The following is a 21617-nucleotide window of genomic DNA, read 5'->3' as shown; positions in this document are numbered from 1 at the left end:
CAAGGCAGGTGGCTGTGAGGCGCGTCAGCGCTCGACCGGCAGGAGGATCCGCTGACCCGCCGTGAGCCCGGCTCCGCCGCCGCCATTGAGCTCGACCAACTCCAAGATCACGTCGCGGACGTCCTCGCCCGGAGCAGCCAGCTCCGTCGCCAACGCCCACAGCGTGTCGCCGGCGGCCACCGTGTACGTCTCGACCTCCAGCGCGCGCTGCGGCCCGCCTGCCACGGCCTTCGTCCCGATCAGGGCGAACGCGGTGACGAGCATGAGGGAGAGCAGCGCGACCACGCGACGGCCACGGGCGGTCAGCCGCAGCGGTGCGGCCGAGTGCTCAGCGCCCCGCATTCCGTGCGCGACAGCCTGCTGCGGCCGCGCCACGGCGGCGGGGCGCCGCTGTGAGGCCTCAGCCTGCGGGCGCTGTGCCGCCAAGCGGGCCGACGCCTGCGGGCGCCTCGCGGGGAAGGGGATGACCACGGCTCCGCCATGGTTCGCGACTGGGCCGATCGCGATCGTGCTCATGGTCGCCTCCTCTCTGTCGAACACCTGTTCGTCGAACGCTTGTACGATGTCTACCACCTCGCCGCCCCGACTGTCGAGACTCGCTCGAACAAATGTTTGATCGAACGGCCCCGCTCCCCTAGGCTGGCGCAGCAGGCGACAGACCATCACGAGGCGCTGACACGGGACCCCGTTCGGCCCAACGGACGGCGTCGCGGGAGCGCGACGACACACCTCAGGAGGCCAACGGTGGGCAGCGACGGCAGGACGGTCGAGGACGACCCCGCACGGGGCCGCAGGGCGGCGAACGGCGCGTCCCGCGACAGCGGGTCTGCCAGGGACGGGGCTGGCGACACTGCGCTGCGCTCAGCGCGGCAGGACGGCGATGTCGCGCTCGCCGTGGTCGGGAAGGCTGACGTCGACGCCGCGTCCGACGAGCTCACGCCTCGGCAGCGGCTCGTGCTGGAGACCGTCCGCGCCGCGGTGGAGTCACGCGGCTACCCGCCGAGCATGCGCGAGATCGGCGACGCGGTCGGGCTGACCAGCCCGTCGAGCGTCAAGCACCAGCTCACCTCGCTCGAGCGCAAGGGCTACCTGCGCCGCGACCCGAACCGCCCGCGCGCCATCGAGGTCGTGCAGCGGGATGACTCACGCGGCGTCCAGCGCTGGGCCGCGCCGTCGGCCGGCGGCTCCGTCGGCTCCGTGGGCCCTCTGGGGTCTGATGAGGCCCCGGTTCCCACCTACGTGCCACTCGTCGGCCGGATCGCCGCAGGCGGGCCGATCCTCGCCGAGCAGGTCGTCGAGGACGTGTTCCCCCTCCCCCGCCAGCTCGTGGGCGACGGGGAGCTCTTCCTGCTCAAGGTCGCGGGCGACTCGATGATCGACGCGGCGATCTGTGATGGCGACTGGGTCGTCGTGCGGCGCCAGCCCGTCGCTGAGAACGGGCAGATCGTGGCCGCCATGATCGACGGCGAGGCCACCGTGAAGACCTTCAAGCGGGCGGACGGCCACGTGTGGCTGCTGCCCCACAACGACGCGTACGCGCCGATCCTCGGCGACCAGGCCCAGGTGCTCGGACGCGTTGTGAGCGTGTTGCGCAGCCTCTGATCCTCGAGGTGCGGCGCCGGGGCGCATCGGCGACGCTGGCCACGCGGCTAGCAGCGCGTGCTGGCTCGCAGCACTACGGCACAGTGAGAGGAAGTGGGCGAGATGCCCGGTCGGCTGCGGGATCCCGGTCCCGGCGTCAAGGACAAGGAGCTCTACGAGCGGCTCCGCGACGAGGGGAACAGCAAGGAGAAGTCGGCGCGCATCGCCAACGCTGCGGCTGACAGCTCACGCGGCGAGGTCGGCCGCAAGGGCGGGGAGTCCGGGTCGTACGACGACTGGACCGTCGACGACCTCCGCAGGCGGGCGGCCGAGTTGGGCATCGCGGGCCGCTCGACGATGCGCAAGGACGAGTTGGTCGACGCGCTCCGCTCCCACTGAGCGGAGCGCGTCACCGCGGGCGCCGAGCGACATGGCGCAGCGGGCGGCTAGAGGCCGAAGCGGCGCGCGACGACCTTGAGAGCCTCGGCCGAGCGGCGCAGGCCTGCTAGCTCGTCCGCCGACATCGGCACCTCGAGCCGCTCACCGACCCCCTGGCCGCCCACCAGCGTGGGCACCGACAGGCAGACGTCGGAGATGCCGTGATAGTCCTCCAACAGCGAGGACACGGGCAGGATCCGCTGCTCGTCCTTGAGGACCGCCTCGATGATGCGCGATCCGGCGAGGGCGACGGCGTAGTTCGTGGCTCCCTTGCCCTCGATGATGCGGTAGGCGGACTCGACGACCTCACGGGCGATGCGCTCGCGCACCTCCTCGGTCAGCGGGCCGCGGTCGCCGATCCCGGGCCAGTCGACCAGGGGGACGGCGCCGATCGTCGCCGAGCTCCACAGCGGGAGCTCGGTGTCGCCGTGCTCGCCCGCGATGTAGGCGTGGACGTTCTGCACAGCCACCCCGGTGTGCTGGGCGATGAGGTAGCGCAGGCGGGAGGAGTCGAGCACCGTGCCGGAGCCGAAGAGCTGGTTCGGCGGCAGGCCGGAGACCTTCAGCGCCGCGTAGGTCACGATGTCCACCGGGTTGGTGACCATCACGTAGATCGCGTTGGGCGCCACGTCCACGAGGCCCGGCAGGATCTTGCGGACGAGCGAGATCGTCGCGCCGGCGAGGTCGATGCGGGACTGCCCGGGCTCCTGCTTGGCGCCTGCCGTCACCATGACGATGTCGGCGTCCGCGCAGACCGCGATGTCGTCGGAGCCGACCACCTCGGCCATCGGCATGAACTGGATGCCGTGGCCCAGGTCGAGCGCCTCGGCCTCGACCTTCGCCTTGTTGATGTCGTACAGCACGACGTTCCGCGCCGCGCCGCGCATCAGCGCCGCGTAGGCCATCGTCGCGCCGACCGAGCCCGCCCCGACAACCGCGAGCTTGCTCGTGCGGCGCTGCGGGCCTGCGGCGGTGTCGGGAAATCCGAGGTCGTCGCTCTCGTGTTCCGCGCTCACGCGTCCTCCTCGCCAGTGGGGCCGTGTCGCCCGTTCGGCGCTTCCGCGCCTCTCACAGGCTAGTTCGTGCTGGCGGAATTGGTGGTGGGAGCCGCTGCGTCGAGACGCCGCAGGGCTGCGAGCGCGACCTCCCGGTCGGTGGTGCGCCAGAAGCCGGGCAGCGAGCGGGCCAGGAACTCGCCATACCGCGCGGTGGCGAGCCGTGGGTCCAGCATCGCCACAACGCCGCGATCCGACGTGGAGCGGATGAGGCGCCCGGCGCCCTGGGCCAGCAGCAGCGCTGCGTGGGTCGCGGAGACGGACATGAAGCCGTTGCCGCCGGCGGCCGCGACGGCATCGGACCGCGCGGAGCGCACCGGGTCGTCGGGCCGCGGGAACGGGATGCGGTCGATGAGCACGAGCTGGCAGGCGGGACCGGGCACGTCGACCCCCTGCCACAGCGACAGCGTGCCGAACAGGCAGGTCCGATCGTCGGCGGCGAACTGCCGCACGAGCGTGGGGAGCTGGTCGTCGCCCTGCGCGAGCACGGGCACGTCGAGCCGCTCCCGCATCGCCTGGGCGACGGCGTCGGCCGCGCGCCGGGAGGAGAACAGGCCCAGGGTGCGGCCCCCGGCGGCGGTGATGAGCTCGGCGATCTCGTCGAGCTGGGCGTCGGTGGCGGGCTCGCGGCCCGGGGGCGGCAGGCGTCGGGCGATGTAGAGGATGCCCTGGCGGGCATAGTCGAACGGGCTGCCGACGTCCAGCCCGTGCCAGGCGGGGGCGGCGGGGTCCTTGGACTTCGCGGCGCCGGTGCGCGGAGTCGCCGCGGTGCTGGTCAGGCGCTCGGGCCCGGTCGGCTCGGCCCCCGTCTGCGTCTCGAGGCCGACGGATCGGGCCACCGAGGTGAACGAGCCGCCTAGCGCCAGTGTCGCGGAGGTCAGCACAGCTGAGCGGCCTGAGAAGAGGTTCGTGCGGATGAGCCCGTTGACCGCCAGCGGCGCCGCGTGCAGCCGGGTCATCGTGCCGCCGCGCCCCGTCCCGTCGCCGCGCGAGCACCAGAGCACCGTGTGGCGGTTCTCCTCGGCGTCGCCGGCCATCCGCTCGGCGGTCTCGAAGAGCGTGAGCATGGCGGACACGGCCATCTTCATGCCGCCGTCGGGCGACCCGCCGGCGGAGCGGCCCACCGCCTGCGCGGGCGCCCCCTCGGGCTTCAGGTGGGACAGCAGGGTGCGGGCCGCGTCCCGCACAGCGCCCACGGCGTCGAGAGCGGCCGGGGGCAGCCCGTCGGGGAATCGTCCCTCGGGGAGCTCCATGAGCACGGCGCCCAGTGCGAGGCTCGCCGCGTCCAGGTCGGCGGTGGACAGGCCGCCGTGCCGGCGCGCGAGGCGTCCGGCGTGCTCGATGGTCCCCACCGACAGCTCGCCGGTGGCTTGGGCGGTGACCCGGTCGGTGAGCTCATGGGCCTCGTCGACGATCAGCACCTCGTGCTCAGGGAGCACGTTCGGCGAGCCGGAGGCCGCGATCCCGAGCATCGCGTGGTTGGTCACCACCACGTCGGCCTCGCGGGCCAGTCCCCGGGCGCGCTCGGGGAAGCACTCCGAGAGCATCGGGCACTTGCCGCCCAGGCACTCGAGCGACGTCACGGACACCTGGCGCCAGGCCCGCTCGCTGACGCCGGGCACCAGGTCGTCGCGGTCGCCCGTCTCCGTCTCCTCGGCCCACTCGCGCAGCCGCACCACTTGCGCGCCGAGGTCCTCCCCGGCGGGCCGGCCGCCACGAGGGCGACCCTCCCCGGACTCCGGCGCGGGGTGGTCTGCGGCGCCGGCGTGGTCGCCCAGGTCGAACAACGTCATCCCCGGCTCGTCGGCCGGGTAGCCCCCGGCGACCTTGTGCACGCACACGTAGTTGTGCCAGCCCTTGAGCAGCGCGATACGGGGCGGGCGCGGAAGCCTCGGCGCCAGCGCGTCGGCCACCAAGGGCAGGTCGCGGGTGATCACCTGGCGCTGCAGTGCCAACGTCGCTGTGGACACGATGACGCGCTCGTCCTCCAGCACCGCGTGCCGCACCGCGGGGACCAGGTAGCCGAGGGACTTCCCGGTGCCGGTCCCGGCCTGCACCAGCAGGTGCTCTCCGGCCTCGATGGTGGTCGCGACGGCGCGCGCCATCTCCTGCTGGCCCTCGCGCGGGGAACCGCCGAGCGCCCCGACCGCGAGGTCCAGGAGCTCGTCCACAGACACAGCGGCAGGCAAAGGCACCGCCACAGCCTAGTCGCCGGGTCTGACGCCTCAGCCCGCGCGCACCGCCGCGGCGGTGAGCTCGGCGGCCAGCGACTCGTCGACGCGTCCGCGCAGCGCCGTCCCCGCCGGGGTGTGCTCCTCCGAGTCGATCTCGCCGTGCAGGTGCACCCGGTTGACCAGGTCGCCCCGGTCGTAGGGGATCACCACGTCGACGGTCACGCCCGGTCGCGGGAGCTGGTCGGCGATGAGCTCCTGCAGCTCGTCGATGCCCTCGCCGGTGTGCGCCGAGACCACGATGGCGCCCGGCTCGCGGGAGCGCAGGCGCGCGACGACGTCCGGCTGGGCCAGGTCGGCCTTGTTCAGCACGATGATCTCGGGCACGTCCATGGCGCCGGGGATGTCCGCGAAGACGTGGCGGACGGCCGCGATCTGCCCCTCGGGGTCGGGGTGGGAGGCGTCGACCACGTGCAGCACCAAGTCGGCGTCGGCGACCTCCTCGAGGCTGGAGCGGAACGCCTCGACGAGCTGGTGCGGCAGCGAGCGCACGAAGCCGACGGTGTCGGTCAGGGTGAAGACGCGCCCGTCGGCGGCCTCCGCACGGCGGACGGTCGGGTCCAGGGTCGCGAACAGCGCGTTCTCCACGAGCACCCCCGCGCCCGTCAGGCGGTTGAGCAGCGAGGACTTGCCCGCGTTGGTGTACCCCGCGATGGCCACCGAGGGGATCGCGTGGCGCTTGCGGTTGGCGCGCTTCGTGGCGCGCGCGGGCTCCATGGCCGCGATCTCGCGGCGCAGCTTGGCCATGCGGTCGCGGATGCGACGCCGGTCGAGCTCGATCTTCGTCTCACCGGGGCCACGCGACCCCATCCCCGCGCCCGCCCCGCCGACCTGGCCACCGGCCTGGCGGGACATGGACTCGCCCCACCCGCGCAGGCGCGGCAGCAGGTACTCGAGCTGCGCGAGCTCAACCTGCGCCTTGCCCTCACGGGACTTGGCGTGCTGGGCGAAGATGTCGAGGATCAGCGCGGTCCTGTCGATCACCTTGACGCGGACCACGTCCTCGAGCGCCCTGCGCTGCGACGGGGCGAGCTCCGCGTCGACGATGACTGTGTCGGCCCCGCTGGCCGCGACGATCGTGGCGAGCTCGGCGGCCTTGCCCGAGCCGAGGAACGTGCCCGGATCCGGGTTGCGGCGCCGCTGCAGGAGCCCGTCGAGCACCTCCGACCCGGCGGTCTCCGCGAGCGCCGCGAGCTCGCGCAGCGAGATCTCAGCCTCCTCGGCGGTGGTGGCGCCCTCCTCGGAGGACGGCGCGCCCCAGATGCCGACGAGCACCACGCGCTCCAGGCGCAACTGCCGGTACTCGACCTCGGTGACGTCCTCGAGCTCGGTGGACAGCCCGGCGACCCGGCGCAGCGAGGAGCGCTCCTCGAGCTCGAGCTGGTCGCCGTCATATGCCGAGTGGACGGTGCCGCCGTCCTGGCGGGCGGTGCCGGCGCGGGCGAGGACTCGGGCCACGACGTCGTCCGCCACCTCTTGCGCGCTGCGTGGCAGGACCACCTCGTTGTTCTCGTCCTGGCGCGTCATGGGGTGCTGCGGGTCGTTCACACGTGGCCTCTCGTCGTGCCCGCGTCGGTGCGGGAAGCCCCGCGAGACCGACGCTCCGCCGGCTCATCCGGCGACATGTCCAGGGTGACACGCCGCGGGGAGGGATCGCGACGCTATTCGCTGCGGGCTAAGGCCATGGGCGGACGATCTGCGCGCATCGGCGCCCAGCACGCCCCGATAGGGTCGGGTGGTGACAGCGAACGACCACTACTTCACCGCCCAGCCGGCCTCGTCCGAGGAGCGCCGCACCCTCGCCGTCCACCTGGCCGGCCGCGACGTCGAGGTGGAGACCGCTGGTGGCGTCTTCTCCCCCGACCACGTCGACCTCGGCACCGAGGTGCTGCTGCGCACCGTGCCCGCCGCCCCCGCCACGGGCGACCTGCTCGACCTGGGGTCGGGGTGGGGCCCGGTGGCGCTGTCGCTGGCCCTGGAGTCGCCCGAGGCCCAGGTGTGGGCTGTGGACGTCAACGAGCGGGCACTGGACCTGGTGCGACGCAACGCGGAGCGGCTCGGGCTGGGGAACGTCCGCGCCGTCCTCCCCGACGAGGTGCCCGACGACGTGGCCTTCGCGGCGATCTGGTCGAACCCGCCGATCCGGGTCGGCAAGGACGCGCTGCACGCGCTGCTGCTCCGCTGGATGCCACGGCTGGCGCCCGGCGCCCAGGCGCATTTGGTGGTCGGCAAGAACCTCGGGGCCGACTCGCTGCACCGCTGGCTCGCGGAGCAGCTCGGGGACGCCGCCGACGTCGAGCGGGTGGCGAGCGCCAAGGGCTTCCGGGTGCTGCGCGTCACCTCACGCTGAGCTCGGGCGCTCCAGGCTGCCGATCACGCGGGCCAAGGCCGCGCGCGCCTGCGCGAGCGTCGGGGCCCCCGTCGCGCGCACCCGCTCGACCCCGTCGGCGTCCAGCACGAGGACCGTCGGGGTGGAGCGCACGTCGAGCCGCTCGCCCAGGGCCAGGTGGTCGGCGACGTCCAGCTCGATGTGGGCGACGCCGTCCTGCTCGCCGGCGACAATCTCGAGCACCCTGCGGGTCGCCCGGCACGGCAGGCAGAACGCGCTGGAGATCTGCACGAACGTCGCGCGCCGCCCGAGGGGCCGGCCGAGCTCCGCGCTCGTCAGCGCGGTCATCCGCCCCGCGGCCGTCATAGGCCCAGCGCCGCCAGGTCGACGTCGGCGTGGGCGACGAGCACCGCCGGCCCCGCCAGCTCCACGTGCCCGCCGTCGAGCAGGCGCACCCGCACCGTGCCGCCCGGCACGTCGACGAGCCACACGTCCGGGGCCCCAGAGCCGGCCCAGGTGCGCACGGCCAGCGCCGCCGCGCACGCCCCGGTGCCGCAGGAGCGGGTCTCCCCCACGCCGCGCTCGTGGACGCGCATGCGCACCCGCCCGACGGGCGTGCCGTCCGGGCCGGCGCTCTCGCCGAGCGGGACCACGAGCTCCACGTTGGTGCCCTGCGGCGGATGCGGGGACACCGACGGCGCCCGGGTCAGGTCGACCGCCTCCAGCTCGCCCTCACCCGCGAGCGCGAGGACGGTGTGCGGGTTGCCGACGTCGACGCGCAGCGCCGGGCGGTCGACCTCCAGCCCGGAGACGACGACCTCGGCGTCGAACCCGGCCGCCTGGGCGGCCGCGCCACCCGGGAGCGTCCACGGGCCCATGTCCACCGCGTACCAGACGCCGCCCGGGGCTCCGGGGGCCGGCTCACGGCGCACATGGCGCACCCCGGCGCGGGTCCCGATCACCAGGTCGCCCTCGGAGGGGTCCCACAGGCCCAGGCTCGCCAGGTACGCGGCGAAGACGCGCACCCCGTTGCCGCACATCTCCGCGATCGAGCCGTCGGCGTTGCGGTAGTCCATGAACCACAGCGCGCGCGGGTCCTGGGTGAGGCTGGCCGCGCCGTCGGGCAGGGCCGCGCTCGCGACGAGGCGGATCACCCCGTCGCCGCCGATCCCGGCCCGCCGGTCCGCGAGCGCCCGCACGAGCGAGTCGGTGAGCTCGATCGCCCCGTCACGGTCGTCGAGCAGCACGAAGTCGTTCTGCGTGCCGTGGCCCTTGGTGACGGGGAGCGTCGCGTGCGCGGCGCCGGTGGCGGCGAGGTCGGTGGCCGGACTGGTCATGAGCCCAGACTACGGCGCGGCGCCGGGTCCACCGTGGGCGGCGCCAGCCCGCCCTCGTCGGCGGCGGCGACCAGCTCCAGGGCACGCTCGACCAGGTCCGGGTCCTGCGCGTCGAGCCAGTGCACCCGGGGGTCGCGGCCGAACCAGCCCATCTGCTTGCGGGCCAGCCGCCGGGTGCCCGCCGCGATGGCCGAGCGGGCCTCGACCTCGTCGAGCTCCCCGGCCAGCAGCGCGAGGACCTGCGCGTAGCCGACGGCGCGGGCGGCGGTGCGTCCGAGGCCGTGGGCCGCGAGCGCCTCGACCTCGCCCACGAGCCCGGCCTCCCACATGTGGTCCACCCGGGACTCGATCCGGGCGTCGAGGACCGCGCGGTCGCAGTCCAGCCCGATCTGCACGGCGGGGACCTCGTACACATGCTGCGGGAGGCTCGACGAGTAGGGCCGGCCCGTGAGCTCGATGACCTCGAGGGCGCGGACCACCCGGCGGGCGTTGCGCGGCCCGATGCCGGCGGCGGCGCCCGGGTCGAGCCGCTCCAGCTCGGCGTGCAGCGCGCGCGACCCCTCGGCCTCGACCCGCGCCTCGAGCCGGGCGCGCACCAGGGGGTCGGTGCCCGGGAAGTCCATGTTGTCGAGCAGGGCGCGCACGTACAGCCCGGACCCGCCCACAGCCACCGCCCGACGGCCCCGCGCCGCGATGCCCTGCAGGTCCGCGCGGGCGTCACGCTGGTAGTCGGCCACCGAGGCGTCGTCGAGCGGGTCCAGCACGTCGATCTGGTGATGCGGGATCCCCCGCCGCTCGGCCGGGGCGAGCTTGGCCGTGCCGATGTCCATGCCCCGGTAGAACTGCATCGAGTCCGTGTTGACGATCTCGCCGTCGAGCCGCTCCGCGAGCGCCAGCCCGAGGTCGGACTTGCCCGTGGCCGTGGGCCCGACGATCGCCACGACGAGCGCTGCGCCGGTCATCGGGCGGCCTGCCCGGTGAGCCACGTGGCGACGGCGTACTGGGCGCCGAGCGGCGCGTCGGCAACGAGGACATCGGCGGCCACGCGGGCCCCGGGCACCTCGCCGACGGCGCCGAGGAGCACCTGCATCGGGCCCCAGAGCGTGATCGCCAGCCGCTGGGCCACGTCTGCGGGCAGGCCCGCTAGCCGGGCGAGGGCGTGCGGCCCGGCGTCGGCGATCGCCTCCAGCAGCTCCGCGTCGACGGTCACCGCCTGCGGGTCCTCGGCCAACGGCGCATCCGGCCCGTGCCGCGCGCTGAGCGACCCCGCGACGAGGAGCCCGATCCGGGCGCCGGGTTCCGCCGGCCCGGCCTGCGCGGCGCCTTGGGCGCGCAACCGCTCGGGGTCGGGCGAGGCACCGCCCACCTCGACCGTCACCGTGCGCCCCTGCCACCCGGCCGCGGCCAGGAGCAGCAGCGCGACGCTCGCGGCGGGATTGGCCGCCACCGACTCCGGGCCACTCGGGGCGGGACGCCAGCCGAGCGCGTCGTCGGGGATCCCCGCGGCGGCCAGGCTCGGGCGTGCGCCCTCGCCGAGCACGCGGTCGATCGGGCCCGGGGCGACCACCACGACGGTGTCGGGCGCCTGGTCGAGCACGCGCGCGACGGCGGTCAGCGCGGCCTCCCGCACCTTCCCCAGGACGTCAGCGCGGCCAGCGGCGCCAGGGACGAGCAGTGCGGTCTCAGGGACCAGTGCGGCAGCGACGAGCATGCTCCGACGGTAGCCGCTCCCGCCCCGTGGCCAGGACGAGCCCGCCGAGCGAGGTGACGCCCTCCACGTCGGTCGGCGGCGAGCCGTGACCGCCTCAGTCGAGCCACATCCCCGGAGAACAGAACCGCCGCGCTGGCCAGCCCTGCGGCCCGCATGAGGACGTCAGGAAGCCGGCGCGGAGCCCTGGCCTGCGAGCTGCTTGCGGGCCTCGGCCACCGCCTCGGGGTAGAGCGAGTCGAGGTGCGCGAAGAACTGCAGCGCGGTGCTGATGCCGCAGGCCATGTGCAGCTCGAGCTGGCTGTCGCTCACGCCGTGCTCGTAGTCGACGGTGTGCTCGGAGTAGACGCCGATGCGGTCGCCCTCCGCACGGACGTAGACCTTGGGCCACAGCTTGTCGAGGTTCCAGGCGTTGACCTCGGCGGTGAGCGCCTCGATCTCGCTCGGCGCCACGTCACGGGCCCAACGGCCCCGCACCTGCAGGTACTCGGAGTCCCGGCCCAGCAGGAAGAAGTAGAACGCGTGGTCGTCCCACCGGCCGCCGATGTCCCCGTCGTCGTCGACGCCGTAGGTGAAGCCCTTCGCCTCGAGCCGATCGATGATGCGCTGGTGGCTCAACGGTTCGAGCCCGGATGCCGTGGCATCCACGTCCGGCCTGCTGAAGAAACCCATGACAAAACGACCTCGTGTCTCGTAAATCGCGCGGGGGCGCGCTGCCGACCGAGGGTAGCCCGAACCGGCGCCGGTGGTCATGCCCTACGTCCCGCGCGCGCCGCGCGCAGGGGGTTGGCGGAACCCCTTCCCAGCACGGGTAGGGTTTCGCCATGGGTTTCTTCCGGGACCGTCGGCTCAGCCGGTGGCTCGGGCTACCGCCGGAGAACGGCCGGCGCGAGCCCGATGGCGGCGCCGACGAGATAGCCGAGCACGCCGCACTGCACGACCAGGTGACCGACCTCCTCGCACGCGAGCTGGGCGCACAGGTGGTCGACACGCCCACACCAGTGACGACCGAGCGCATCGCCCAGTGGTTCGTCCGCAACGACTTCAGCTACTTCGTCGACAGCGACGGCGACTTGGGCGGGCTGTGGCGCGGACGGCTCTTCTACTTCTTCCTGTTCGGCGAGGAGTCGGAGATCCTGCAGGTGCGCGGCCAGTGGAACCGCGAAGTGGCGATCGAGCGCCTCGAGGAGGTGCTGGACGCGTGCAACGAGTGGAACGCCGACCGCATCTGGCCCAAGGCCTACGTGCGGGTGCGTGACAACGGCATGGTCCATGTCATCACCGAGGTCGCGACCGACCTGGAGCACGGCGTCACCGACGAGCAGCTCAACCAGCTGCTGTTCTGCGGCTTGAGCACCGGCAGCATGTTCTTCGACGCGATCGACGAGTTGTACCCGGACCCCGCGGGGGTGGCCCCGTGAGCGCCCGCCCGCTGAGCGCCTGGATCTCGCGGGTGCTGGGCGCGCGCTCCCCCGCCAAGCACCACAGCCCGCGCTCCGACGAGGAGGCGCCCACTCCGCTGACCCGGGAGCGCGTGGCCGACTACCTGCGTGGGCGCGGCTACCAGTTCCTGGTGGACGACGACGGCGACCTGACGGGCACCTGGGACGGCAACCGGTTCTGGTTCCTGCTGCTCGGCGAGCACGAGGAGATCCTGCAGGTGCGGGGGCGTTGGCAGCGCCAGCTCCCCCTGGAGCGCCGGCGGGCCGTCGCCCTGGCGATCAACGACTGGAATCGCGAGCGGATCTGGCCGAAGGTGTACGTCCGCGAGGAGGACGGCCTGCTCGCGCTGTACAGCGAGGTCTCCGCGGACCTCGAGCAGGGCGCCACGGATCTGCAGGTCGCCCAGCTCGTGGCGTGCGGGCTCGGCACCGGGGTGCAGATGTTCTCGGCGTTGGACGCCCTGATCCCCCTCGACGACGCGCAACCGCCCGGCACGCCGAACGACTGACCGGCGACCTCCGCCGAGCGGCGGGGCGCCCGGGCTGCCGGGAGCCGTCAGGCCCTCGTCGGCACGCCCAACGTCGGCAGGCCCAGCGTCACGGGGCCGGCGGGGCCGGATCCGCCCGTGCCGCACCCACTCGCCCCGGCGCCGTCGTGGCCGGGCTCCTGCCCGGCCTCACGCGCGGCCCAGGCGTCGCCGGCGCGGGTGCGGCGCACCGCGAAGCGGGGCTCGGGGTCCAGCGCGGAGTCCGCGACCAGGTGGTACGGCGCGGCCCGCGTCACGGTCACAGTCACGAGGTCGCCGGGCCGGGGCGCGTCGTCGGCGGCCAGGCCCTGCGGCAGCGCGAGGTGCACGAGGCGGTTGTCGGCCGCCCGCCCGGTCACGCGGTGCGTCGCCCCGTCCTTGCGGCCCTCGCCCTCGGCCACCAGCACCTCGACGGTGCGCCCCACCTGCGCCTGGCTCTCCTCGAGGGCGATGCGGTCCTGCAGGGCGACCAGGCGCTCGTAGCGCTCCTGGACGACGTCCTTGGGGAGCTGGTCGGGCAGGTCGGCGGCGGGGGTCCCCGGGCGCGGGGAGTACTGGAACGTGAAGGCGGAGGAGAACCGCGCCGCCTCGACGACGCGCAGCGTCTCGGCGAAGTCCTCCTCGGTCTCGCCGGGGAAGCCCACGATGATGTCGGTGGTGATCGCCGCGTCGGGCATCGCGGCCCGCACACGGTCCAGGATGCCCAGGAACTTCTCCGAGCGGTACGAGCGGCGCATGGCGCGCAGCACCCGGTCGGAGCCGGACTGCAGCGGCATGTGCAGCTGCGGCATCACCGTGGGGGTCTCGGCCATCGCCGCGATCACGTCGTCGGTGAACGCGGCCGGGTGCGGGGACGTGAAACGCAGCCGCTCCAGGCCCTCGATGGCGCCGGCAGCCCGCAGCAGCTTCGCGAACGCGCCCCGGTCGCCGAACTCGACACCGTAGGAGTTCACGTTCTGGCCGAGCAGCGTGACCTCGATCGCGCCCTGCGCCACGAGCGCCTCGACCTCGGCGAGGATCTCCCCCGGGCGACGGTCACGCTCCTTGCCGCGCAGGTGCGGCACGATGCAGAACGTGCACGTGTTGTTGCAGCCGACGCTGATCGACACCCAGCCCGCGTACACCGACTCGCGCCGGGTCGGCAGGGTCGAGGGGAAGACCTGCAGCGACTCGGCGATCTCCACCTCGGCGCGCTGGTTGTGCCGGGCCCGCTCCAACAGCACCGGCAGGGCGTCGAGGTTGTGGGTGCCGAAGACCACGTCCACCCACGGCGCGCGCTCGACGATGCCCGCGCGGTCCTTCTGGGCGAGGCAGCCGCCCACGGCGATCTGCATGCCCGGCCGCGAGCGCTTGGCCCCGGCGAGCCGCCCCAGGTTGCCGTAGAGCTTGTCGGACGCGTTCTCGCGCACCGCGCAGGTGTTGATGACGATGATGTCGGCGGCCTCGGCGGCGGCGTCCTGCGGAGACGCGGCGACGTAGCCGGCCTGCTCGAGCATGCCGGCCATGTGCTCGGAGTCGTGGACGTTCATCTGGCAGCCGAGCGTCTTGACGAGGTACGTGCGGCGCACGTCGGCGTCGGGGGCGCCGGTGCGAGAAGGCGTGGTCGTGGACATCGCCTCCAGGGTAAGGCCGCGAGCATGGGGCGACCGCGCCACCTGCGACGTCACGCCGGGGGCCAGATGTCCAGAACGTTGCCGGGACGTGACCTACAGCGGTAGCACTCGCAACATATGCCCCCTAAGTTCGACGAATGGCAGAGCAAACCCCAGTCGATGCCTTACCGGACAGCCCGGACGTCCCCGCTGACCCGTCGCGCCCCATCGGCGACCCGCTCGTGGTGCTCACGGGCGTCGACAAGCACTTCGGCGACTTGCACGTGCTCCAGGACATCGACCTGACCGTCAGCCGCGGCGAGGTGGTGGTCGTCATCGGGCCGTCGGGCAGCGGGAAGTCGACGCTGTGCCGCACCATCAACCGGCTCGAGACGATCGACTCCGGCACGATCACCATCGACGGGGCGCCGTTGCCCGCCGAGGGACGCGAGCTCGCGAGACTGCGCGCCGACGTCGGCATGGTGTTCCAGTCCTTCAACCTGTTCGCCCACAAGACGGTGCTGGAGAACGTCACCCTGGGCCCGATCAAGGCCAAGGGCACGAAGCCCGCGCAGGCCCGCGAGCAGGCGATGGCGCTGCTCGAGCGGGTCGGGGTGGCCGACCAGGCCGAGAAGCTGCCCGCGCAGCTCTCCGGCGGACAGCAGCAGCGCGTCGCGATCGCCCGGGCGCTGGCGATGAACCCGAAGGTCATGCTCTTCGACGAGCCGACGTCGGCCCTCGACCCGGAGATGATCAACGAGGTCCTCGACGTCATGGTGGCGCTGGCCCGCGAGGGCATGACCATGATCGTCGTCACCCACGAGATGGGCTTCGCCCGCAAGGCGGCGCACCGCGTGGTGTTCATGGACGGCGGGCAGATCGTCGAGGAGGCGACGCCCGAGACGTTCTTCACGTCGCCCCGCTCCGACCGGGCCCGCGACTTCCTGTCGAAGATCCTCACGCACTAGATCCCGGGCTCTGCCCGCACTTGACCCTCACGACCCCGTGGTGCCACGCAACGAGAGGAACGAATGATGCGCAGACGACCCCTGGGGGTGGCGGCGATCGCCGCGACCGCCCTCCTGCTCACCGCCTGCGGCGGAAGCGACGACGACTCGGGCGACTCGGCCTCCGCGACCGACGGCGGTGGCGGGACTGTCCGGATCGGCATCAAGTACGATCAGCCCGGGCTCGGCTTCAAGGACGGCAGCGAGTACTCCGGCTTCGACGTCGACGTCGCCCGCAACGTCGCGGAGGCGCTCGGCTACTCGGAGGACCAGATCACCTGGGTGGAGGCGCCCTCGGCCCAGCGCGAGAACCTGCTGTCCACCGGCCAGGTCGACATGATCTTCGCGACCTACTCGATCACCGACGCCCGCAAGGAGACCGTCGCGTTCGCCGGGCCGTACTTCGTCGCCGGGCAGGACCTGCTCGTCGCGCAGGACGACGACTCGATCAGCGGGCCCGAGGACCTCGAGGGCAAGAACCTCTGCTCGGTCACCGGCTCGACGTCCGCGCAGCGCATCAAGGACGAGCACGCCAACACGGTGAACCTCGTCGAGCAGCCGGGGTATGCCGAGTGCGTCACCCTGCTCACCTCGGGTTCGGTTGACGCGGTCACGACCGACGACATCATCCTGGCGGGCCTGGCCGCCCAGCCCAGCAACGTCGGCAAGGTGAAGGTGGTCGGCAACCCGTTCTCCGAGGAGAACTACGGGGTGGGCCTCCCCCAGGACAACAGCACCTGCCAGCAGATCAACGACGCCATCACCGCGATGATCGAGGACGGCACCTGGCAGGAGCTCCTCGACAAGAACGTCGGCGAGTCCGGCTACAAGGCCAACCAGGAGCTCAACCCGCCGGAGGTCCAGGCCTGCGCCTGACCGCCCGCGCTCTCGACGGTGGGGGCGGTCGCACCGGCCGCCCCCACCGCGAGCGCAGCACGCTCCCGCACTGAGTCCGCCTACCCCCACCCCCCGAGGAGGTGAGACCGCTGGACGGCGACTACTTGAGCCAGTTCCTCTCCCTGTTCTCCCAGTACAACGTCCCCGCGGCGTTCTGGGTCAACATCAAACTCACCTTCTTCGCGGCGATCATCGCCCTGGTGATCGGCACGGTGCTCGCCGTCATGCGCATCTCGCCCCTGCCGAGCCTGCGCTGGGCCGGCTCCACGTACGTGAACGTGTTCCGCAACACGCCGCTGACGATCATCATCGTGTTCTGCGTGCTCGGCCTCTGGGGCCAGCTCAACGTGGTGCTCTCGAGCGACTTCAACGAGAACTTCTTCCGGCTGGCGGTGCTCGGGCTGGCCATCTACCACGCGGCGTTCGTGTGCGAGGCGCTCCGCTCCGGGGTCAACACCGTGCCCCTCGGGCAGGCGGAGGCAGCGCGCGCCATCGGGCTCGGCTTCCTGCCGACAGCGCGGCTGATCATCCTGCCGCAGGCCTTCCGGGGCGCCGTCGCCCCGCTCGGCAACACCCTCATCGCCCTCGCGAAGAACTCCACCGTCGCAGCCGCCGGCTCCGTGGCCGAGGCCGCCGGGCTCATGAAGACCATGATCGAGTTCCGGCCCGATGTCATCTTCGCGATCTTCTTCACCTTCGCCCTGGGGTTCGTCATCATCGTCATCCCGATCGGACTGGCCACGACCTCCCTCTCCCGGCGGCTGGCGGTGACCCGATGAGCACCCAGAACGTCCTCTTCGACGCCCCCGGCCCCCGCACCCGCCGTCGCATGATGTGGCTGAACATCGTGTCCGCGCTCGTCGTGGCCGGAATCGCCGCGCTCGTCCTCGCGAAGCTCGGCGCCAAGGGTCAGCTCGCGTCCTCACTGTGGACGCCGTTCCTGACGGCGAGCGCGTGGGAGAACTTCCTGATCCCCGGCCTCGTCAACACGCTCAAGGCCGCCGGTCTCGCCATCATCGGGTCCGCGGTGTTCGGCCTGGTGTTCGGCCTCGGGCGGCTCGCGCAGTCCCGTGTCATCCGCAGCATCAGCGGGATCGTCGTCGAGTTCTTCCGCGCCGTCCCGGTGCTTCTCCTGATGATCTTCATCTGGCTCGGACTCGCACAGATCAACCTGGTCGAGCCCAGCGAATACCCGCTCGTCGCCGTCGTCGCCGCGCTGATCCTCTACAACGGCTCCGTCTTCGCCGAGCTCGTCCGCTCAGGCGTCTTCGGACTCCCCCGCGGCCAACGCGAGGCCGCCCTCGCCGTCGGGCTCACCCGCTCACAGTCCCTGCGATCCGTCGAGGTCCCCCAGGCCCTCATCGCGATGCTCCCCGCGCTGGTCAGCCAACTCGTCGTCATCCTCAAAGACACAGCGCTCGGCTACATCATCACCTACCGCGAACTGCTCCAAGAGGCCCGGCAGCTCGGCAGCGCCAACGGGAACATCCTCCAGGCGCTGGCCGTCGCCGCCCTGATCTTCATCGTCATCAACTACGCGCTCACCAAGCTGGCGCCGTGGATCGGGCAGCGGCTGGGGCGGCGGACCAGCGGGCGGACTAGGGCCGAGGCGCCGAGTCTGATCGCGGCGACCAAGTGATCGATCCAGGGGGTGAGCGCTTCCTCGGCCTTCCGGCGAGGGCAGGGCTCGCCAGTGAGCAGCACACGCATGTGGGGGTCGAGGTTCCCGAGGACCTGGATCGGCCACGCGGGCCCTGAGTCAAGTCCGGCTGCCTGGATCAAGGGCTCCTCTGGGATAGGAATCGATAGACACCCTTGAGCGGTGCTGATAGATCTCGCCGATCGATGCCCGCGGCCTCCAGATGGATCAGGACTGAAGACCGTTCATCGCACTGCGGGAATGAACCCAGGAACGCAGCCTCGCACGACTCGAGCACATAGACCACATGCTCTTCGATCTCGAAGTCCTCACTGATTCCAGCCGAGACTGGAGCAGGTCGGGGCGGGGTCGCCAGAATGACCCCTGGCGCCCCATCGCCTCGCGTATTTGCCACAACCTGTGCAACCCCGATTCGCGGGGCGCCGCCATAGCGCTCGTGGGCAAGCGGGAAACTCACAATCGCAGCGACGCAGTCGGCTCCAGCCTCGGGCACGGACCCAAGCCGGAACTCTACTCCCGGCAATCCGCGCAGCGCCTCCCTGCATGCCTGCACCATTGGCTCGGTGGATGCGGCGATCACATATCTCATCGTGCGCAACTCACCTCAGTGCTCATGCTGGTCATGATCAATGGCCGCCCCAAGGCCTTCAGCCCGTCATCATTCAGAGCGACACCGCTGCCAATCAGGTCAGTGCACGTGACGCGGGCGCTGTCGGGCAGTTCTGCAGCATTCACGGTGGTTCGGATCATGGTGTACGACCCTTCTTTGGCACCCTGATCTTCATCGTCATCAACTTCACGCTCACGAAGCTGACGCTGTGGATCGGGCGGCAGGCCAGCGGATGGACGAAGGCTGAGGCGCCGAACCCGAGCGCGCCGGCCCCTCACCTGCGTGGCATCGGAGCGCTTGCGAACCCTCTGTGCACAACGAGCAGCCACGACGTACGGAACAGCGCGGAGTCACCCGAGTCGCAGATGCCCTCGCGGTTGTGATCGGGTCGCAGCGTCGGCGCCGGCCGCGCGCCGACGGCCGCCAACCGTAACGCAGGCGCACGGCTTGCACCTTGCCGACCGCTTTGGGCACACCCGACGCATCGACCCCCCTGGAACACCTCGCACCCCCTAGTGGCGCTGAAAGGCTGTGCGCCATAGTTCAGTGCCAACTCCATCCCGGGCGACGCAAAGAACACTCGTTTGACACTATTGTGATTCGCCGCGCACCAATCGTTTCACCACCGCGCAGGGGTCGACGACCCTCCATCCTCAAGTCACGTCTTGGAAGACGATGAAATCTCGGGGGCTATGACCAACTAGACGACTAGCAATCTGAGCTCGATCCACAGTACCCAGCCAACTGTCGAACGATACGACGTCCCCCGGGAACCACCACTCTGAATAGTTGCCCACAGAATCGAGGTTGGCATCCATCTGGTATCTCAGCTCGAAATTCACCTGAACATAACGCTCGTGCTGGCCAGCAGCGTCAACGATCTCGAGTTGCCGGACGACACCCATGACGAACGTAGGCTCGGGGAGCCAGTTGACCTTCCCATACTGAAACAGATATCCGTCCGCGTCGGGGAGGTCCGGCACGTCGAACTCGAACGCCGAGAATCTCTTCACCAGCCGCGTCAACCCCGAAAGAGGCGTATGGAAATCACCCATCTCCTCGACAATCCGGCGGGCGATACCCTCGGCCGAGCCCACCGGATGCTTCCTGGTGATGATTACCTTCCCATTCCAATCGCGTGCACCCTGGCTGCCAGCTCAGGTTGTCTAGTCGTGAGGAACCGGCCGTGAAAGCGGGGCGGGCGTCACGGGAATTGGCGAGCCCAGACCGCTCCCTCTCGTTGCGCAGCAGTCCTGATCGATCGCAGTCCCATTCCTGATCCTCTACCCGGGCCAGGTCATCCAGAATCCCCTGGAGGGCTTCCTGGACCAGGACACTCTCGAGCAGTGACTCTTCTAGTTCATGAGGACTGGATCCGTGGATGGGAGAATGCTGCGCAGCGAGATCGGCCACCTCGTATTCCATGCGCGACGTGGGCGTCAGGACGTTCCGGCGCTGCAGGCGCGCCTGACCGCCGAGTCGGTGATGACCCCGTGCGCGACCTTGAGGTCGCTGATCGAGCCCGACCACATCGCCGCTCCGCCATCTTGACCCCTCCCGAGTCGCAGGGGCCCAGCGGCGTCCCACCCGGCGCTGAATGCGACGTCGGCCGAGCGGTACGGAACCATGTCATTCTCGTCCTCGCCGATCGTGCACACCCAGAGCCGGAGGGCTCCTGCGGTCGAGTCGTGCACTCCGGCGAGCAAGGCCCACTTGCCCGGCTCCACCACGGTCTGCGAGACGACTGTGGACACTGCCGAGTCCGCGGAGTCTGACTCGGGCATCGCGAACGCCCAGCACACCGCGTCACCGCTTGCGCAGGGACGCGTGCCGAGTTCGAACCCACTCCTCGTGGAGCCGTCCTGGCTCACCGCGGTCATGACGGTTGATGTGTCCGCCTTCACGACGGCGGAGACGGAGAAGCTGGCCTTGGTGGAGGTCACGGCCCCCGTCGTTCGCGCTGTGTCATCGGGTGAGGCGAAGACGAGCGCAAGGTCACTGTTGTCCACGCCGAAGTCAGCCAGTGGACCGTTCCCGCGCGCTATCGAAGCGCTCACCGTCAGGGGGTACGCGTCGCCGGCGGGGCCACTGCTCGCGGCGGTCTCACCCGCAGCCTCGTTCAGGTTCCAGGCGATCGTGGCCGGGAACCCGACCCTGAATCTGTGCACCTGCACATCGCTCGTCCATCCCGCCCGGTCAACGGCCTGGTACTCGAGGGTCTGCGGGCCAGGAGAGGTGGGGGTGAAGGTGATGGTGGGCGATTCTGGTGTTGCGACCTGGTCCAGAGCGGAGCCGTTGAACGAGTAGCGGTATCTCGTGACGTCGGATGAGCCGCCATTCACGAAGGTGAACGATCCGGTCTGGCCCACACCGCCAGCCGTTGTGTCCGCTGCGTACACGGGCTGGGACGTCCCAGTCACGGGAATGACTGTGGGCGCGGCAGGCGACACCAGGTCGACGTCGATCTCACAGGTGACCGCCGGCCCCGTCCGGCCCGAGGAGTCGACTCCCTTGACCTCGATGCGATACGAGCCACCATCGCTGAGGCCACCGAGGGTCAAGCTGTGCAAGGCGCCAGAGAACTGGCCCGTGGTCGTCCCCTGCCAGAGGACTGAACTTGCGGTGTCGACGGCGTAGACGGTGACGTCAGCTGCGACGTGGCCACCATCGGGATCACTCACGGCGGCGTTGACTGCCGGTGTGGCGCTGCGCACGGCGGGGCGGTCGGGGCCGCTGGCGCACGGCGCGTACGGGTTGCTGAACTGCACGTTCGTGGGGGCGAGTGGGGCACGGTTGATCACGGGCGGCCGCGGGTGGTGCCGGTGCCGTGCCCAGTGGGGCTTCGAGTGCGCGCGTGGGTTGGGTTGATGGGCGACGGTCGCGCGTGCGGACGCCTCTGTACCTGCGCCTGTCGGCCGCCCCGTCGCCCCCGGCGAGGCCCAGGCGGTGGGGGCGACCGCGGCCCACCCCAAGGCCAGGATCGCGGTGAGGGCTACTCGCCTGAGCTTTGCCGATCCGAGGTGAACCATCGAACGCTCCCGACCGTACGGGTGAACGACTCACGGGCCGTTCACCATCGAGCGGAGAGCCACGTCACCCCCCGCGGCGCCTGAGCAAGGCCTAAGGCGTTGCTGTGTGGAACCTGGGAGCAAAGTAGGTGTACGCCCGGAATGCCGCATCCGCCGTTAGGGTGAACGGTGACT

General features: G+C 71.5%; 21 protein-coding genes. 9 read left to right on the top strand and 12 right to left on the bottom strand.

Annotated elements, in window-relative coordinates; translation table 11 throughout:
- Window positions 1-24 precede the first annotated feature (24 nt).
- Entirely contained in the window at window positions 25-516 is a 492-nt protein-coding gene (locus QUV83_RS13610; RefSeq protein ID WP_289565247.1) for a LysM peptidoglycan-binding domain-containing protein, read from the bottom strand.
- Between the two features lie 378 nt (window positions 517-894).
- On the opposite strand from QUV83_RS13610, the gene lexA reads away from it, so the two are divergent.
- Complete coding sequence (lexA, locus tag QUV83_RS13605; protein WP_289565326.1) at window positions 895-1602, top strand: transcriptional repressor LexA; 708 nt, start codon at window positions 895-897, stop codon at window positions 1600-1602.
- Between the two features lie 102 nt (window positions 1603-1704).
- Window positions 1705-1980 carry a DUF7218 family protein gene (locus QUV83_RS13600; protein WP_289565246.1) on the top strand — a complete coding sequence of 92 codons (276 nt, stop codon included), beginning with the start codon at window positions 1705-1707 and terminating at the stop codon, window positions 1978-1980.
- A gap of 47 nt (window positions 1981-2027) precedes the next feature.
- Here QUV83_RS13600 and QUV83_RS13595 read toward each other — a convergent pair whose 3' ends face one another.
- From QUV83_RS13595 to hflX, 3 genes are read right to left on the bottom strand one after another with little or no spacing between them, the layout of a single operon-like run.
- Window positions 2028-3035 (bottom strand): L-lactate dehydrogenase, encoded by a 1008-nt coding sequence (locus QUV83_RS13595; protein ID WP_289565245.1) that lies wholly within the window; start codon window positions 3033-3035, stop codon window positions 2028-2030.
- Window positions 3036-3094: 59 nt separating this feature from the next.
- Window positions 3095-5269, bottom strand: coding sequence for an ATP-dependent DNA helicase (locus QUV83_RS13590; RefSeq protein WP_289565244.1), 2175 nt, complete (start codon window positions 5267-5269; stop codon window positions 3095-3097).
- 30 nt (window positions 5270-5299) lie between these two features.
- A complete protein-coding gene (gene hflX, locus QUV83_RS13585) occupies window positions 5300-6832 on the bottom strand; it encodes a GTPase HflX (protein WP_289565325.1) in 1533 nt (510 codons plus the stop codon).
- Window positions 6833-7043: 211 nt separating this feature from the next.
- On the opposite strand from hflX, the gene QUV83_RS13580 reads away from it, so the two are divergent.
- A complete protein-coding gene (locus QUV83_RS13580; RefSeq protein ID WP_289565243.1) occupies window positions 7044-7655 on the top strand; it encodes a class I SAM-dependent methyltransferase in 612 nt (203 codons plus the stop codon).
- On the opposite strand, the gene QUV83_RS13575 is transcribed toward QUV83_RS13580, so the two are convergent.
- The 5 genes from QUV83_RS13575 to QUV83_RS13555 all read right to left on the bottom strand — a co-directional run bounded on the left by QUV83_RS13575 (window position 7647) and on the right by QUV83_RS13555 (window position 11327).
- Window positions 7647-7982 carry a thioredoxin family protein gene (locus QUV83_RS13575; protein ID WP_289565242.1) on the bottom strand — a complete coding sequence of 112 codons (336 nt, stop codon included), beginning with the start codon at window positions 7980-7982 and terminating at the stop codon, window positions 7647-7649. The two genes, QUV83_RS13580 and QUV83_RS13575, sit on opposite strands and share 9 nt — an antisense overlap.
- 14 nt (window positions 7983-7996) lie before the next feature.
- Complete coding sequence (gene dapF / locus QUV83_RS13570; protein ID WP_289565241.1) at window positions 7997-8971, bottom strand: diaminopimelate epimerase; 975 nt, start codon at window positions 8969-8971, stop codon at window positions 7997-7999.
- Window positions 8968-9933, bottom strand: coding sequence for a tRNA (adenosine(37)-N6)-dimethylallyltransferase MiaA (miaA, locus tag QUV83_RS13565; protein WP_289565240.1), 966 nt, complete (start codon window positions 9931-9933; stop codon window positions 8968-8970). Before miaA ends, dapF begins: the two co-directional genes overlap by 4 nt.
- On the bottom strand, window positions 9930-10682 hold the full coding sequence (locus tag QUV83_RS13560; RefSeq protein WP_289565239.1) for a hypothetical protein: 753 nt from the start codon (window positions 10680-10682) through the stop codon (window positions 9930-9932). Before QUV83_RS13560 ends, miaA begins: the two co-directional genes overlap by 4 nt.
- A gap of 162 nt (window positions 10683-10844) precedes the next feature.
- Window positions 10845-11327, bottom strand: coding sequence for a YbjN domain-containing protein (locus QUV83_RS13555; RefSeq protein ID WP_289565238.1), 483 nt, complete (start codon window positions 11325-11327; stop codon window positions 10845-10847).
- Window positions 11328-11503: 176 nt separating this feature from the next.
- Between QUV83_RS13555 and QUV83_RS13550 the strand changes: the two genes are divergently transcribed.
- Both QUV83_RS13550 and QUV83_RS13545 read left to right on the top strand, forming a co-directional pair.
- The gene (locus tag QUV83_RS13550; protein WP_289565236.1) at window positions 11504-12100 is read left to right on the top strand and encodes a YbjN domain-containing protein; all 597 of its coding nucleotides are present in this window, start codon (window positions 11504-11506) and stop codon (window positions 12098-12100) included.
- Window positions 12097-12630: a YbjN domain-containing protein gene (locus tag QUV83_RS13545; RefSeq protein WP_436231921.1), complete on the top strand. Its 534-nt coding sequence runs from the start codon at window positions 12097-12099 to the stop codon at window positions 12628-12630. Before QUV83_RS13550 ends, QUV83_RS13545 begins: the two co-directional genes overlap by 4 nt.
- A 47-nt stretch (window positions 12631-12677) precedes the next feature.
- Here QUV83_RS13545 and miaB read toward each other — a convergent pair whose 3' ends face one another.
- Window positions 12678-14261 carry a tRNA (N6-isopentenyl adenosine(37)-C2)-methylthiotransferase MiaB gene (miaB, locus tag QUV83_RS13540; protein WP_289565234.1) on the bottom strand — a complete coding sequence of 528 codons (1584 nt, stop codon included), beginning with the start codon at window positions 14259-14261 and terminating at the stop codon, window positions 12678-12680.
- 137 nt (window positions 14262-14398) lie between these two features.
- Between miaB and QUV83_RS13535 the strand changes: the two genes are divergently transcribed.
- From QUV83_RS13535 to QUV83_RS13520, 4 genes are all read left to right on the top strand, one after another.
- Window positions 14399-15208, top strand: coding sequence for an amino acid ABC transporter ATP-binding protein (locus QUV83_RS13535; protein ID WP_289565233.1), 810 nt, complete (start codon window positions 14399-14401; stop codon window positions 15206-15208).
- Window positions 15209-15274: 66 nt separating this feature from the next.
- Window positions 15275-16123, top strand: coding sequence for a glutamate ABC transporter substrate-binding protein (locus QUV83_RS13530; protein WP_289565231.1), 849 nt, complete (start codon window positions 15275-15277; stop codon window positions 16121-16123).
- 110 nt (window positions 16124-16233) lie between these two features.
- Window positions 16234-16923: an amino acid ABC transporter permease gene (locus QUV83_RS13525; RefSeq protein WP_289565323.1), complete on the top strand. Its 690-nt coding sequence runs from the start codon at window positions 16234-16236 to the stop codon at window positions 16921-16923.
- Complete coding sequence (locus QUV83_RS13520) at window positions 16920-17783, top strand: amino acid ABC transporter permease (protein WP_289565230.1); 864 nt, start codon at window positions 16920-16922, stop codon at window positions 17781-17783. Before QUV83_RS13525 ends, QUV83_RS13520 begins: the two co-directional genes overlap by 4 nt.
- A gap of 1284 nt (window positions 17784-19067) precedes the next feature.
- On the opposite strand, the gene QUV83_RS13515 is transcribed toward QUV83_RS13520, so the two are convergent.
- Together QUV83_RS13515 and QUV83_RS13510 are read right to left on the bottom strand one after the other, a co-directional pair.
- Window positions 19068-19511 carry a hypothetical protein gene (locus QUV83_RS13515; protein ID WP_289565224.1) on the bottom strand — a complete coding sequence of 148 codons (444 nt, stop codon included), beginning with the start codon at window positions 19509-19511 and terminating at the stop codon, window positions 19068-19070.
- Between the two features lie 342 nt (window positions 19512-19853).
- Window positions 19854-21215, bottom strand: coding sequence for a LamG-like jellyroll fold domain-containing protein (locus QUV83_RS13510; protein ID WP_289565222.1), 1362 nt, complete (start codon window positions 21213-21215; stop codon window positions 19854-19856).
- Between the last annotated feature and the right edge of the window lie 402 nt (window positions 21216-21617).

Origin of the sequence: Cellulomonas cellasea (genome assembly GCF_030372105.1) — a bacterium.
In the GTDB taxonomy this organism is placed as follows: domain Bacteria; phylum Actinomycetota; class Actinomycetes; order Actinomycetales; family Cellulomonadaceae; genus Cellulomonas_A; species Cellulomonas_A cellasea_A.
The sequence above is the reverse complement of the archived record's forward strand: the minus strand, read 5'-3'. Positions and strand labels throughout refer to the sequence as shown.